Annotated in this window: 8 protein-coding genes; 5 read left to right on the forward strand and 3 right to left on the reverse strand. The window is 44.1% G+C overall.

The window, feature by feature from the left end:
* The first annotated feature begins 105 nt into the window (after positions 1-105).
* Positions 106-1,470 carry a M20/M25/M40 family metallo-hydrolase gene (locus I4V84_RS13015; RefSeq protein ID WP_195992440.1) on the forward strand — a complete coding sequence of 455 codons (1,365 nt, stop codon included), beginning with the start codon at positions 106-108 and terminating at the stop codon, positions 1,468-1,470.
* 72 nt (positions 1,471-1,542) lie between these two features.
* Here I4V84_RS13015 and I4V84_RS13020 read toward each other — a convergent pair whose 3' ends face one another.
* Together I4V84_RS13020 and I4V84_RS13025 are read right to left on the reverse strand one after the other, a co-directional pair.
* The gene (locus I4V84_RS13020; protein WP_148463327.1) at positions 1,543-2,784 is read right to left on the reverse strand and encodes a hypothetical protein; all 1,242 of its coding nucleotides are present in this window, start codon (positions 2,782-2,784) and stop codon (positions 1,543-1,545) included.
* A 34-nt stretch (positions 2,785-2,818) separates the two neighbouring features.
* Positions 2,819-3,904: a polysaccharide pyruvyl transferase family protein gene (locus I4V84_RS13025; protein WP_187565821.1), complete on the reverse strand. Its 1,086-nt coding sequence runs from the start codon at positions 3,902-3,904 to the stop codon at positions 2,819-2,821.
* A 181-nt stretch (positions 3,905-4,085) separates the two neighbouring features.
* Between I4V84_RS13025 and I4V84_RS13030 the strand changes: the two genes are divergently transcribed.
* The 4 genes from I4V84_RS13030 (at position 4,086) to I4V84_RS13045 (ending at position 15,109) form a co-directional block, all read left to right on the forward strand.
* Positions 4,086-4,322, forward strand: coding sequence for a purine biosynthesis protein PurH (locus tag I4V84_RS13030; protein ID WP_118583972.1), 237 nt, complete (start codon positions 4,086-4,088; stop codon positions 4,320-4,322).
* Between the two features lie 263 nt (positions 4,323-4,585).
* The gene (locus I4V84_RS13035; RefSeq protein ID WP_195408901.1) at positions 4,586-5,791 is read left to right on the forward strand and encodes a bacterial transcriptional activator domain-containing protein; all 1,206 of its coding nucleotides are present in this window, start codon (positions 4,586-4,588) and stop codon (positions 5,789-5,791) included.
* Positions 5,792-6,045: 254 nt separating this feature from the next.
* Complete coding sequence (locus tag I4V84_RS13040; protein WP_195992441.1) at positions 6,046-14,013, forward strand: Cna B-type domain-containing protein; 7,968 nt, start codon at positions 6,046-6,048, stop codon at positions 14,011-14,013.
* Positions 14,014-14,308: 295 nt separating this feature from the next.
* Positions 14,309-15,109, forward strand: a complete 801-nt coding sequence (locus I4V84_RS13045; protein ID WP_195992442.1) for a hypothetical protein — start codon at positions 14,309-14,311, stop codon at positions 15,107-15,109.
* 70 nt (positions 15,110-15,179) lie between these two features.
* On the opposite strand, the gene I4V84_RS13050 is transcribed toward I4V84_RS13045, so the two are convergent.
* Entirely contained in the window at positions 15,180-16,019 is an 840-nt protein-coding gene (locus tag I4V84_RS13050) for an AraC family transcriptional regulator (protein ID WP_173716070.1), read from the reverse strand.
* Between the last annotated feature and the right edge of the window lie 138 nt (positions 16,020-16,157).

A 16,157-nucleotide genomic window follows, 5' to 3' on the forward strand; every position in this document is an offset into this window, starting at 1 on the left:
CTGTATGATGATAAAAAGATAATAATCAGAAGTATGAGAGTCAGGAGGTTTGGGCTGGGAAGGCTGGAACTTGCTGACTTTTTCTATAGTTGAAAGGGAAAGATTATGGATAAATTACTGAAATATAATGGTGTGCAGGAAGCACTAAAATTTCTGCGCGAAGATGATGAAAGAACTTTGCAGGAGCACCTGGAAATGTGCCAGATTCCTGCGCCTTCCTATGAAGAAGGGGAGAAAGCGGAATATGTCCGAAAGAAGATGGTGGATGCCGGTCTTTCAGAGGTGCACGTTGATGAGGTGGGAAATGTGCTGGGAACCTGGAAAGGGACTGGGAATGGACCGCGAATTATGGTTGCGGGACATACAGACACTGTTTTCCCAAGGGAGACAGACCTTACTTTGAAGAAAGAAGGCGAACGCTACAGTTGTCCGGGAATCGGAGACGATACCAGGGCGGTAGCGGAGCTTCTCAGTCTTGCAAGAGCAATGAAAGCTACAGGCATTCGCGGCGAGGGAGATATTGTGTTCTGTGCAAATGTGTGCGAAGAGGGACTTGGTGATCTGAGGGGAATTAAGCATGTGTTTAAGGATATGGCAAACACAGAAGAACACTACGACGGTTTCGTTTCCATTGATGATAAAAAAACCTCCGGAATCATTTACCAGGCAGTAGGCAGCGAGCGCTATCTGGTAACTTTCCACGGAACCGGTGGCCACAGCTTCACCGGCTTCGGAATTCCCAACCCGATTCACGCAATGGGAAGGGCGATTGCGAAAATCAGCGATCTCCAGACACCAAAGAATCCGAAAACTACTTTCAGTGTAGGCGTAGTAAACGGCGGCACGTCTGTAAATGTAATCGCGGCAGAGTGTTCTATGCTGGTGGATATGCGCTCTGTGGATGCAGGGGAACTTGAGAAATTATCTGCAAAACTCCACCAGGCAATAGAAGAAGCCGTGAATGAGGAAAACGCCCGCTGGGGATATGGAACTTTAAGTTCTGAGAGTACAGTAACCCTTGACGACAATAATATGACGGCGAAAAGCAGTGTGGGAGATACAGCTGGTGCAGTGCCAGTGAATGCTGATAATGGAGACAGGGAAACCTCAGCAGAAGATGACCGCATTACAGTCACCTTCGAACAAAAGGGCAGGCGCCCTGCTGGTACCCAGGAAAAATCCTGCCAGATTGTCCAGGCTGCAAATGCTGCAAATCAGGCCATTGGCATGGAAACCCTGTACATCGGTGCCGCCAGCACAGACGCCAACATCCCCATCAGTCTTGGAATCCCTGCCATCACCGTGGGCTGGGGAGGAAAAGGCGGTGGAGAGCATACCATCCACGAATGGTACGAACCTGTAGAATCCTGGAAAGGACCACAGCGTGACTTGCTTTTGCTGTTGGCGTTATCGGGCTATGAAAATATACGAGAGTATCAGCTTCCACGCATAAATCCGAAAGGAAAATAAAAAAACATCCCCCGGAAAGAATAGTCCCAATAAACGGACATTTCCTTTCCGGGGGATGTTGTATTAATTGAACTAGTTCTGATGTTTTTTACGAAGAATTACATAAATCAGGATCAAAGTAAACAGCACAAACAAAATGGAGCAGGACAGTACATAATTCAATGCTGCGCCCATAATTCCCAACTGCTGCACCAGGATCCGGGCAGCTGCGATGGTAATAACTGCGGTGATGGAATAAACTGGAAGCAGGCATTTTCCCCAGCGGATAGCGATAAGGATATTGTAGATCATGTAGACTTCCGCGCTGATTCCACCGCCGATAAGTAAAACTACGAAATGCAGCTTATATGGGGAAAGATCTACACCGTAAATAATCTCCAGCAATGTTCGACCGATGAGATGCCCTCCGGCCACAACAGCCACACAGCAGACAAGGATGATGCCAATGATCCGCAGTATGTACAGTGTGAACTTTTTCACATTATTTTCCCACCATAATTCTGCGATGGTGGTGATGGTAGGCTTAAACACGAACTCGCACATCAGCGAAATCACAAAAGAAGGCATAAACAGAATGCTATAGTAAGTCTGATATTCATCTGTCATAACGCCAGCCATTGCGTATTTTGGAATGTTGTAGAGCAGCAGGGAAAGAAAAGTACCGATAAACATAGGGGTACAGGTTCGAAGTAACTCCCACACATGAGACATCTGAAGCTTGCGTCCATCCTCTTCATGACCAACGTATTTTCTGGTCATCTGTGAGTTAATGATAAGACACAGAATAAGGGAGGTTGTAGAAGTAGCAACACAGGTGCAGTACAGGTTCTTGGTGATAATAAGCATAGCGGTGAAAAAAACTGCGGAATACAGATTTCTCGCCGCCAGCATTTTTCCCATCTGCTCAACATGGTACTTTTGCTGAAGATTTCCGTGGAAAACATCCTCCACCGCATCAATCATCTTCATCATAATAATAAAAGTGCTGATGATAATATATTCGCCTTTGAAGCTGAAGGAACTGTAAATAATTCCAAACAGCATCATCAGTGCACAGGTGATAATGCGGGAAACCTTATACTCGGAAAAAATATATTTGTGCTCCAGATCCGTGGCCTGATAGGTGCGGACACCATAGCGTCCCACCTGCAGAAGCAGCTGTGCAGTAGCGTAGCTTAAGGAATAAAACCCTGCCAGCTGTGCGCCACACACACGAGTTACCACCAGGAGATACAAAAAGGAGGAGCCTGAGTAACAGGTACTTCCGATCATATTCCATAAAAAGGCTTTTTTTACATTTTTTTCTTTATTCATTTGCTAAAAATCTCCATTTATTGGTAATCGCTGCTTAATCCTCAGATGTCATCTGGCGCAGCTGTTCCATAGAGTGCTCACGGAAGCGGGCAATCTGCTCATTTGCATAAGTAAAATCAATTTCTTCGGTAAGCTTCTCGTAAGAAACATCATCCATAGTTCTATCGGTAAGCTTCACCAGATTAAGAAGCTGCTGAACACGGCGGTTCATGTGATGACCGTTTACCTTGGCGAAGAATTTGCGGTTAAAAATAAGGGCAAAAACAACACCATGGAAAGAATCAGAAACTACATATTCTGCATTTTTGAAAAGTCCCATCCACTCTGCAGGACCAACTGTGATCTTGCAGTCACATTTCAGAAGACCAACTAATGGGAAAGGAATGTATACAATACGGTAGCCGGTCTTATTGTGGAGACGGCGGGCGAAGTCTACGATTTCTTTGTTAATTCCCAGCTGGTAAACCAGAATGTATTTTTCTTTATATTTTGGCTCAACCAGAAGCTTATCCCACTCTTCCGCAGTGAGAAGAAGGGTAGGATCGCAGACCACTTCAGGACGCTTCTCTGTGAGATTCTCTACAATGTCAGCCCCATAGTCTTCACGAACCAGAATTTCATCAAAATCGGAAAGCAGTTCTTTATATTTCTGCTGGTATTCTTCCGGCGGAAGATTTTCACCGATACTTGCGGCATAGCTGCATTTCTTTTTTCCCTCTTTTACAAAATCAAGGAAATAGGTAGTGTCAAAATTGGTAAGCTTGTAATCCCAAATCTGGTCGCTTCCAGCAATATAAATATCGTATTTGCCAGCTACCGGCTGCATTTTACCCTGAATGACAGGCTGGCTGTAGCGCATATGCTTACGGAATTTGTTGCATTTGAAACGGCGGGGAATGTAGCAGATATGGCCGATTGCCCCGTAAATATAGTTAAAAAGTCCTTTCTTTTTCAGGTTTACAAGGCGGAAAGGATTGCTGATATAGTCGCAGCGGTAATCAATAATTTCCGGCTGAGTGCCGATTTCTTGCAGCTTTTTCTGAAGCGCATAGCTCTGCAGGATGGCACCGTAATTGTCGTAGTTATGGAAGGTAATCACACCTACTCGTTTTTTCTGCATAAAGTCCTCCTGGCTAATATAAGGTAGATATAATATAACACATAAACGAGAAAATAAACAGTTTTTGCAGGTGGATTTATCAATTAATTCCAAAGTGTTTATGGAAGTTAAAGTTGAAATTGTTAAGGAGTACGCTATAATAGAGATAATGAAATTTACCTGAGAAAGTGGAGGCGAAAAGATGGCGGGATATTTAATCGCAGAAACTACCCGTGAGGAGCGGGAGAAGATTGTTGCAGAATCCCTTGGAAATATTGAGGCGAACTGCGACGGTTGTATGGCAGGGCTGGCTGAGATGTATCAGGAATACATTGATGGGAAGAAAGAGCTTCGCCAGATCAATATGGAATTTAACGCAAGATACGTAAAAAGCGAGGACATGCCGGTGAGAAGCCGGTGCCCGGAGTCCTTTTGCTAATAGAAATCAAAGAGGGCACCAAACTGAAATATGAATTGAGGCAGTACGAAGTAACAGAATAAAGAAGCAGTAAGAGCAGAAGTTTTCAGTACATGTAACGAAAACTTCTGCCTTTTTTTAACCAAATGTTAATAGTTCTTTTTTTATTCTGGTGTTATTATGTAAAAAAGTCGTATTATAATTAATAAGGAAATAAAAGGCTATTGCTAATTACGTCTGCAATAAATACGTTCTAGAATTATTTTAGTTATGGAGAAAAGTATATGGAAAAAAACGTATTAAAGGTTCGCATGCTTGGAACCTTTTCGTTGGAATATAAGGGAAAAGAACTGGTACTGGATCGAAATAAAGCATCGAAGACTACACAGCTTTTTCAGCTGCTTATGTTTCATACCGAAGACGGCGGAATTTCCAAAGCTGCTATGATAGATGCCCTTTATGGAAGAGTTGAGGTGGAGAATAAGAACGGAAGCCTGAACAACACCATTTTCAGACTTCGTAAACAGCTGAAGGATATTGGACTTCCAGATAGCAAATACATAAATATCCAGTCCGGAATGTGCCGTTGGGACGGAAATATTGAAGTTCAGGTTGATGTAAATGAGTTCCGGAAACTGATAGAGAAAGAAAAAAAGGAGAAACGGGAAGAGGACAAGCTTCATCTCTGGATGCAGGCCTGGAAAATTTATAAAGGTGAATTTCTCCCGGATATGATCGGGGAGCAATGGGTCGCTGTGGAGAATGTCCGGTGCAGAGATGAGTACTTCCGTGTTACAGAGGAGCTGTGCCGCTGGCTGAAGGGGCATGAACGGTATGAAGATCTGCATAAAGTGGCGCACAGAGCCGCCGAAATTTATCCCTTTGACGAGTGGCAGGTCTGGGAAATCGACAGCCTGATCGGAATGTCCCGATATAAGGAAGGCCTTGAAGTTTACCAAAACACCGAAAAGCTTTTATTCGATGAAATGGGAGTGGCCCCTTCGGAGAGATTGTTAAAGCGTTTCAAGCTGATGGGAGAACGGACTTCACAGGCAGCAGGTGCCCTTAGCGATATCAAGGAAAGACTTCGGGAAAAGGAGGCTGCAGTAGGAGCATATTTCTGTCCGTTTCCCAGCTTTGTTGATATCTATCATGTATTCAGCCGTATGGTGGAGCGCTCCGGTTTATCCGTGTTTGTTATGCTTTGCACACTGGACTATAAGGCGGATCATGTTTCGGAGGAGAAGGAACGTGAAAAGTCCGAACTTCTCAGACAGGCTATCCAGTCATCCATACGAAAAGGTGATTTTTACACCAGATACAATGTCCGGCAGTATATTGTCATGCTGATCGAAATCAGCCAGGAGAACTGCCCCATCGTTTCCAAACGAATTGCAAAAAAATTCAATAAGCTCTCTGGCGATAAGAAATTCACTCAGGTTGATTTCTATGTGGCATCCATTGGAGAGATGTGTGAAATGGAGGGATAAATTATGGTCTACGATGTGATTTGTGATGAGTATGAACTCATTTGCTCCTGATTTATGGAAAAGACTTGAAAAATGCTAAAAATGCCATAGGAAATCGCTCGTTTTTGCAACTCTTTCGGAAAATGAAAGAGTTGGAGAAAGAGGCAAAGTGATAGAATATATTTAAAAATCATATACTATCTATCATGCAACCGAAAATAAGTCCCGATTCGGTTAAAATAAATCTACATATCCAAAGAAAGGAATGAGACATTATGAAAAAGAATGGGTATTTAAGAAGATTTCTGGCACTGTTTCTCGCTCTTGTGATGATCATGGCTGATTCATCTGTGACGACGTTTGCGGCGACGGTGGGAAGGGTGAAGCAGAAGAGTGCGGCCGCGGAGACGGAAAATCAGCAGACGGTATATACCTATGAGGATTCTAAGGTAACGGTAACTGCAACGTTGGAAAATGCCGATGCAGTACCGGACAACGCCAAATTTGTTGTCACAAAAATGAATAAAGCAGATCATCAGGATGGTTATGCGTATGCAGAACAGAAACTGAAAGAATATGAAGAGTTAGAGAATGTTCTGTATGATAGTTATCTGATTTATGATATGCATTTTGAAGATGAGAACGGAAACGAAATCGAGCCAGCAGAAAGTCAGGTTTCCGTAAACATTTCTTATAAAAAGGCTCAGAAATTATCAAATGAAACAACAGAAGACAGTGTACAGGTATTACATTTGGATGAAAACCTGGATCAGTTGGAAGATGTAACGGATAATGTTGAACTGAATAAAAAAGGAAAAATTAAGGAAGTAACATTAACAACGGATAGTTTTAGTACTTTTATTATCGCAGATCAAGGTCTGAGTAGTTTTAAGCTGAGATTACAGTTTGTGGATTCGCAGGGAAACGTTGCAACAAGTCAGAATGGTACATACTATGCGAAGATTGAAAAAGATGGATTACATCAGTTTAAAAAAATAACTGTAGAAAATGGAATTGGCGAGGCAACATTTGATGCGCTGTATGATAATAATGGTAATCGACAGAAGAGCATAGAAACTGGTGAATATAAAGCAGTGCTTGCAATTGCTCGTCCAGATCAAAATCCAAACGTAGAAGGTCAGAAACAAAATAATTGGGATACAAATAACGCTTTGTCAGAAGTCGATAATGGCCAGACATTTGATTATCAGTTTACAATTGCAATTAATGACAGATACACAGTAGACTCTTCACATGACACAGTTGTTATTAATGCAACTCAGATGGGAAATAATTCTATTTCTTATGCTGATATAAAAGATGGCTTGAAAGATGCAAGCCAATTTATGGTTGTTGCGAATTATTTCGAGCAATCCATGCATTTTGAGGGAAATTTTGCTGTAGATAAATTTAAAGGAAATGGAAACCCGGTTGGAGCACAGGGAACTGAAAAGAAAATTAATCTTACAATTAATATTGAAAAATCAGTTAATCCGGCAGCTGCAAAAACTTTTAACTTTAGAATAGTTGATGCAAACAAGAATAAAGTCGCAGATGTAACCATTACAACTGATGCTAACGGAGTTGGCTCTACCTCGTATACAATTAAGGATGCAAAAAGTGCATATGAAGTATATGAATTAGATGAAAAAGGAAATATTCTTGAAGATGGAGGAAAAATAGGAGACTATACAGTTTCTTATGATTATTCAGAAGGTTTAAAAGGCTTAATGAACTATGATACAACTTCATTTGCGAAAGTGATTGAAGGGGTTACAAGTTTAACTGCAAATAGCTCAAACAATTTATTTGTAACAACGTCAGAGGTGACGACCGATAAGGGGGCTGTTAAGAAGGTTACCGCAGCAGAATTCGATTCTCTGATTAACATTACTAATATTTTAACAACAGTATCTGGATTATCAAAGAAACTTGCTAAGGCGAAATCTACAGATTCAGCACAAGTTGTTTATTTAACCCCAAGTGATCTGAAACAGTACCGATTAAATCTTCCAGCAGTTAGAGATAATCAAGCTCTTGTGATCAATGTTATGATTCCAAGTGGCATGAATGAACTTGATGTTGCGACAGAAGTACTTTATGTTGGAAATGAAATAGTTGATGTTGCTGGTAAAAAAGAAAGCGAACTGGATCCGAATAGTAAAGGTCAACAAATTGCAAAAAGAACAATTTGGAACTTCGTAAATGAAGATGGAACTCCATATAAGGGATATGTGAAAGATACTGGAAAGAAGATGGGCGGATTTGCCCTTGTTCCAGAAGGCTCATATATGAATAATAATGGAATGTGTTCCATTTATGCTAAAAACGTTTATCAGGGCGGAGCCGAAATTCACAAAAATAGTTTCCCTGGTGATCAGGAAAAATCTGGAACTGTAAAGATTTCTAATAGAAAAGATACACCAGAAGAGACCAGTGTAAGTGTCAAGAAGGTATGGAATGACAGCAACAACCAGGACGGAATCCGCCCGGATTCCGTCACCGTACAGCTTTATGCAGACGGAAAAGCAAGCGGAGCCCCGGTAGACCTGAATGCGGCGAATAATTGGAGCCACACCTGGAGCGGACTTGCGAAGAAAGCAAATAAGACCGACATTAAATATACGGTGGACGAAGTGAGCGTACCGGCAGACTACACCAAGACGGTAAGCACAAACGAAGCGAAAACGGAATATGTGATCACCAATACCCATGTGACCGAGACAACAGAAGCAACGGTCAAGAAGGTATGGAACGACAGCAATGACCAGGACGGAAAACGCCCGGCAGAACTGACCGTGAACCTGATGAACGGAAACACGGTGGTACGGACGGTTACCCTGAATGCTGGAAATAACTGGACAGCGAAAGTGACCGGACTTGCGAAGAAGGCCAACGGAACCGATATCGCATACAGCTGGAGTGAGGGAAGCATGCCGACAGGCTACAGCCTGACTGATACTTCCGTGGATGGAACGGTAACCACCCTGACGAACACCTATGCACCGGAAGAAACAAGCGTAAGTGTAAGGAAGGTATGGACAGACAGCGACAACCAGGACGGAATCAGACCTGCAAGTGTGACAGTACAGCTTTATGCAGACGGAAAAGCAAGCGGAGCCCCGGTAGACCTGAATGCGGCGAATAATTGGAGCCACACCTGGACCAAACTTGCGAAGAAAGCAAACAAGACGGACATTGAATATACGGTGGACGAAGTGAGCGTACCAGAAGGTTATACCAAGACGGTAAGCGCAAATGAAGCCAAGACGGAATATGTGATCACCAATACCCATGTGACCGAGACAACAGAAGCAACGGTCAAGAAGGTATGGAACGACAGCAATGACCAGGACGGAAAACGCCCGGCAGAACTGACCGTGAACCTGATGAATGGAAATACAGTAGTGTCTACGGTAACCCTGAGTGAAGAGAACGGCTGGGAAGCAACTGTATCCAACCTGCCAAAGAAGGAAAACGGAACGGTCATCAGCTACAGCTGGAGCGAGGGAAGCATGCCGGAAGGCTACAGCCTTGAAGGAAGTGTGACAAGCGGAACCGTAACCACGCTGACTAATAAATATGCGCCGGAAGAGACCAGTGTAAGCGTAAGAAAAGTATGGACGGACAGTGACAACCAGGACGGAATCCGTCCAGACTCCATCACCGTACAGCTGAAAGCAGACGGTAAAGAGAGCGGAGAGCCGGTAGAGCTGAATGAGGCAAACAACTGGACCCATACCTGGAATGGTCTTGCGAAGAAGGCAAGCGGAACCGAGATTGAGTACAGTGTAGACGAAGTAAGCGTGCCGGGAGGCTATACTAAGACGGTAACAGCCAATGAAAACAAGACGGAGTATACGATCACAAATACCCATGAAACTGAGAAGACAGAAGCAACGGTCAAGAAGGTATGGAATGATAGCAACAACCAGGACGGAACCCGCCCGGTTGAACTGACCGTAAACCTGATGAATGGAAATGCAGTAGTGGATACTGTAACTTTGAAAGAAGCGAATGACTGGAGCGCAACTGTAGGGAATCTGGAAAAGAAGGCTGGTGGAAAAGATATCGAGTACACCTGGACAGAGGGAAGCATGCCAGAAGGCTACAAACTGACCGACACCAGAAAGAACGGAACTGTAACCACCCTGACTAACACCTACGCTCCGGAAAAAGTTTCCATCACTGGAATAAAGACCTGGAACGACGCGAATAATCAAGATGGCAAACGTCCAACCAGCATCAAGATCAGCCTTTTTGCAAATGGAAATGTAGTGAAGAGCCTTGATGTAACAGCAGCAACCAACTGGACGTATAGCTTCACAGACCTGCCGAAGTACGAAGCAGGAACTGAAATCAAGTACACAGTAGGAGAGGAAGCAGTTGCAGATTATGAGACTAAGGTAGAAGGCTACAACATCACCAACACTCATAAACCAGAAACCCTCGACATCACCGGAACCAAAACCTGGAACGATTCCAACAACCAGGATGGCAAACGTCCAAAGAGCATCACCGTCAACCTTCTTGCAAATGGCATAATTACAGACACCAAGACCGTAACAGCTGACGATAACTGGACCTACAGCTTCACCGATCTGCCGAAATATGCAAATGGTCAGGAAATTACCTACACGGTAAGCGAGCTTACCGTACCTGGTTATACAACAACTATTGATGATAATTACAACATCACCAACAGCTACACCCCAGGTGAGACCAGCGCGTCTGTAACCAAGATCTGGGATGATGCTGACAACCAGGATGGCATTCGTCCAGAGAGCATTACCGTAGCTCTCCTTGCAAATGGAACGCCAACTAACAAAACTGTTACTCTTACTGCTGCGAACAACTGGACACAGACGATAACTGGTCTTCCGGAAAAAGCAGATGGAGAGTATATCACCTACACCTGGACCGAGGTTAATGTTCCAGAAGGCTACAGCTTGACAGGAACTTCCAAGAACGAAACGGTAACCACTCTGACCAACACTCATACTCCAGAGCTTACTTCCATCACCGGAACCAAGACCTGGAAAGATGCAGATAATCAGGATGGAAAACGTCCAGAGAGCATTACCGTAAACCTTTTTGCAGACGGAACTAAGCTTAAGAGCCAGAGTGTAAGTGCTGATGCAGACGGAAACTGGAGCTACAGCTTCACAGACCTTCCGAAATATGCAAACGGACAGGAAATCACTTACACCGTAACTGAGGATGCAGTCGATGGCTACACAACCGAGAGTGATGGCTATAATTTCATTAACACTCATCAGCCAGAGACCACCGAGATTACCGGAACCAAGACCTGGAACGATGCAAACAACCAGGATGGCAAGCGTCCGGAAAGCATCACTGTAATCCTCCTTGCAAATGGCACAGAGAAAACTCGCCAGGCCGTAACTGCAGACGAAGCAGGAAACTGGACTTACACCTTCAAAGATCTGCCGAAATATGCAAACGGCCAGGAAATCACCTACACCGTAGCTGAGGAGGAAGTAACTGATTACACTACAACCTACGATGGCAGCAACATCACCAACAGCTACACTCCAGGAAAGACCAGTGCAACAGTAACCAAGATCTGGAACGACGCTGAAAATCAGGATGGAAAACGTCCGGAGAGCATTACCGTAAGTCTTCTTGCAGACGGTAAAGAAACCGGAAAGACCGTTACCCTGAGCGTCGAGAACAATTGGAAACAGACTATATCTGACCTTCCGGAAAAAGCAGACGGAAAAGCAATCGAGTACACCTGGACAGAGGAAACTCTCCCAGAAGGTTACGAACTTACCGACAACAGCAAGAACGGAACTGTAACTACTCTGACTAACACCTACGCTCCAGAAACAACTTCCATCACCGTAACCAAGACCTGGGATGACGCAGACAATCAGGATGGCAAGCGTCCAGAGAGCATTATCGTCAACCTTCTTGCAAACGGAGAGATCGTAGCAAGCCAGACTGTAAAAGCAGACGAAGCAGGAAACTGGACCTACACCTTTAAAGACCTGCCGAAATATGCAAATGGCAAGGAAATTACCTACACCGTAACCGAGGAAGCAGTGGAAGGTTATGAAACAAGTGTAGACGGATTTAACATCACCAACACTTACACAACCGAGACAACTGAGGTGAAGGGCTCCAAGACCTGGAACGATGCGGACAATCAGGATGGAAAACGTCCGGAGAGCATCACTGTAAGACTTCTTGCAAACGGCGAGGAGAAAGACAGCCAGACCGTAACCGCAGACGAAAATGGAAACTGGACCTACAGCTTCGAAAAACTGCCGAAATATGAGGCTGGAAAAGAAATTGTATACACGGTAACCGAGGATGCAGTTGCAGATTACACAACTGAGATCACCGGCTACGATATCACCAATAGCTATGCACCAGAAAAGACCAGCGTCACAGTTACCAAGTCATGGGCTGATAACGATGACCGCGGCGGTCACAGACCGAAGGAAATCAAGGTTCAGCTGAAAGCCGATGGAGAAAACAGCGGCGAGGAAATTACCCTGAATGCAGAGAACAACTGGACCTACACATGGTCTGACCTTGACCAGAAGAAAGCCGGTAAGGACATTGCCTATACCGTAGAAGAGACTGGAAAAGCAGCTGGTTACATTTCCACAGTAACCGGAAATGCAGAAGAAGGCTTTATCATTACCAACACCATTACCTCCGTGAAGATCAGCAAGGTAGACATCACCGACCAGAAAGAACTGGCAGGTGCTCATATCCAGGTGATCGACAAGGATGGAAATGTAGTAGAAGAGTGGGATTCCACATGGGAAGCTCACGAAGTAACTGGCCTGAAGCCTGGCGAAACCTATACCCTTCGCGAGACTGTAGCACCAGAGAGATATACTTTGACCAGCGATACCACCTTTACCCTGAAAGAGGATGGAACCGTTAACAAAGATACTACCACAACAACCATATCAGATAATGGAACCCTTCTGGTAGAAGACAGCAGAACTTCTGTAAAAGTAAGCAAAGTAGATATTTCCGATGGGAAAGAGCTGGAAGGTGCTCACATCCAGATCATTGACCAGGATGGAAACGTAGTAGACGAGTGGGATTCCACCAAGGAAGCTCATGTTACCGAGAAACTGAAAACCGGTAAGATTTACACTCTTCGTGAGACTGTAGCTCCAGACGGATATTTACTTACAAGCGACACTACTTTTGTTCTGAAAGAAGACGGAACAGTAGATGCAGAAAAAACAACAGCTGTTTCCAAGGATGGTGTTTTACTTGTACAGGATAAACTGGCAACCTCAGCATCTATTGCAGTGACAAAGAAACTTACCTATATTGGTGAAGGTCTGGCAGCAAGAAATCAGACCTTCTATGTAGCCCTGTATTCTGATAAAGAATGCACACAGAGAGTTTCTGATGTGAAAGCTCTTGTATTCAAGAATGCAGATGCTTCCACCGTAGTATTCTCAGAGAATATTAAGGCAGGCAAGACATACTACATTGCAGAGTGTACACAGGATGGAACTTCTCAGACGATCGGCGCTCTTGCAGATGGAACTGTTTATGAAGCTGTATTTGGCAATGGTAACTCCACAACAGTAACCGAAGCCGATGGAACAACAACCGTTTCCTTTGAAAACGTGTTCAGCAGCTTCCCGCCAGATGGATTCTACAAACAGGGTCAGCTGACAATTACCAAGAAGGTTCTTGGTGCAGATGGAGGCACCAGAAACAGCAACGAGGTATTCTATGCAGGTATCTTTGATGATGCAGCTCATACACAGCTTTCCCAGCAGGTTGAGCAGAACATTATCAAGCTTGATATGGACGGTGGCTATGAAGTAAGTGAGATCATCAATGTTGGTCTTGCCCAGTCAGGAGCAAAGGTAACCCTGTATGTAACGGAAACTGATTCCAACGGAAAACCAATTGCAGGCTCCGAAGGCTTTGGATATAAAGTTACCGTAAGTGCAGATTCTGTTACATTTGATGAAACGAATATGACAGCAGAAGTTGTCATCACCAACCAGGAAGAAAGCACAGTAACAGAAACACCAACACCAACACCTACTCCTTCTTCCGATGGTGGAAATAGCGGTGGCTCCGAAGATCATTCCGGCGGCTACGGCGGAGGCAAATCACCGAAGACCGGAGATGATACCCCGATCGGAACTTATCTGATGCTTCTTCTTGCAGCTGCAATGCTTGCAGCCGAGACTGAAAGACGCCGCAGAAGAAACAAAAGACAGTAAAGCAAAACAAGGTTTCTGACCAGATCGGAACCATAACAAAGCAAGTACAAATGAAGGCGGTCCGCACACAAAGCGGATCGCCTTTTTGCAGGTGCCCCTTAGCTTCCTGCGCAATTAAGGAAACTACAGAACAGTCATGTGGTTCTGGTTTTGCAAAAAAGTAAAAAAACTTTCCTGAAAAGTGGAAAAACATCCCGAAGAAAGAGTTGACGAAACAGCCCTACTGGTATAATGAAGTCAAATTAAAGGATATTACATTTGGGAATGACTTTATAGATTTCAGGAGGTTTCCATTATGAGAAAGAATACATTAAAAAAAGCAATGGCAGTTATGATTTCAGCGACAATGCTGGTGACAGGATATACAGTAGTTTCCGCAGAAGGATTTACAGATGCGGAGGCACTTGCAGAGATGGATGCTTTTACTACAGGTGATGAAGCTGTATATGTGGAAGAAGTTCAGCTGGAAGCTGCACAGACTGAGGAGGTTCAGCCAGAGCAGACTCAGACAGAGGTTCAGCCGGAGGTTGCACAGACCGAGGAAGTTCAGGCAGAAGAATCTCAGGATGAGTTCCAGACCGGGGAATCTGCTGAAGAAGCCGCTTTTGTTGATGGATTCACAGATAGCTCTGCAGAAGCTGATCCAGCTGAGTTTACCGATGGAACCGGTGAAGTTGGAGATGCAGTAGAAACTACCGTAGATTCCGATTTCCGTTTCGAGAACGAAGAAGTCATTATCACTGCAAAAGTGTTTGATGAGACAGCTCTTCCAGAAAACGCTGAAATGAACGCTGTAAAGCTTGAAGCTGGCAGTGAGAAATATGAAGAAGCAAAACAGGCTTCCATCAGAGACCTTGGAACAACAGAAGACGACGAGTACACTTTCTACGACGTAACCTTTATCGCAGATGGTGTTGAGATCGAAGTTCCAGACGAAGCAGTCGTAATTAATATGGAATTCAAAAATGTTGCATCAGAGGAAAACGAAACCCAGAGCGCCCTCCACATCCAGAAGACAGAAGCTGGCGTAGTTGCCCAGGACGTAACCGCACAGTCCGCAGACGGAACACTGAAATCCGTAGGATTTAACTTCTAAAATTCAATAACCGCAAGCAGATACAGGACTTTCTGAGAAATCGGAAAGTCCTTTTTGTATAATCAAAATTTCATCTATGCTGCTCCCGCCACGCCCGCGGTGAAACCCCATACACATTTTTAAAAGCCCGGGAGAAGTGGAGGGCGTTTTCGTAGCCTACGGCAGAGCCGATATCTCCTATAGATAATGTGGTCAGCTTCAGCAATTCCGCCGCTTTTGTCATGCGGTAATGAATGAGAAATTCCTGTGGAGAGCGTCCTGTGCTGGTGCGGAAAATTCGTCCCAGATAGCTTCTGTTAATACCGCATACAGCTGCCACATCCTCAATAGAAATATCATTCTGGAAGTTCTGTTCGATATAATTTATTGCCTCTTTTATATAATAATCACTCATTTTACTGGTGGCGGCAGGCTGCGGTCTGGCAACAGATTGCGCAAGCAGATCCGCAAAAAGATAGAAATGTCCCATCAGATGAAAAGGAGATTGCTCTGAATTCTGAGAAATGTAAATCAGTTCATCCACCATCTTTTTTCGTGCCTCCCTGGAGTGGGCCATATAGACTGGCGCATCCTTGGAAAAACCACAAACGTTGAGGATTTCTGTGGTACGCAGCCCGTCAAACTCCACCCAGACGTATTCCCATGGTACCTGAATATCTGCCACATAAGTGGTGATCTGTCCTGGAAAAATCATAAATCCCTGTCCGCTCCGAACCTGATAATTTACATTCTGCCCCTTGGAATTCGTGGCCATCAGTGTGCCTGTTCCGGAAAGAACATAGTGAAAAAGATAGTGATTCCGCGTTGCCGGACCAAATAAATGTCCGGGAGTACACTTCTCATGTCCATATTGGTAAAGGCATAGATCAATGAAAGTTTCGCTCGGAAAAATGTGAAAGTTGTTATCCATATCCGGAATCCTCCTGTTACATTTGCTGACAATATATCATAATGCGATAATATATTTCATTATACCATAAAAAACCATCATAAAGGCATAAAATAAGAAAAATTAAGCTATTTAAGTGTTGATTTTGGTATGCTATAC

Source organism: Ruminococcus sp. 1001713B170207_170306_F1 (assembly GCF_015668065.1).
Classification (GTDB): domain Bacteria; phylum Bacillota; class Clostridia; order Lachnospirales; family Lachnospiraceae; genus Blautia_A; species Blautia_A faecis.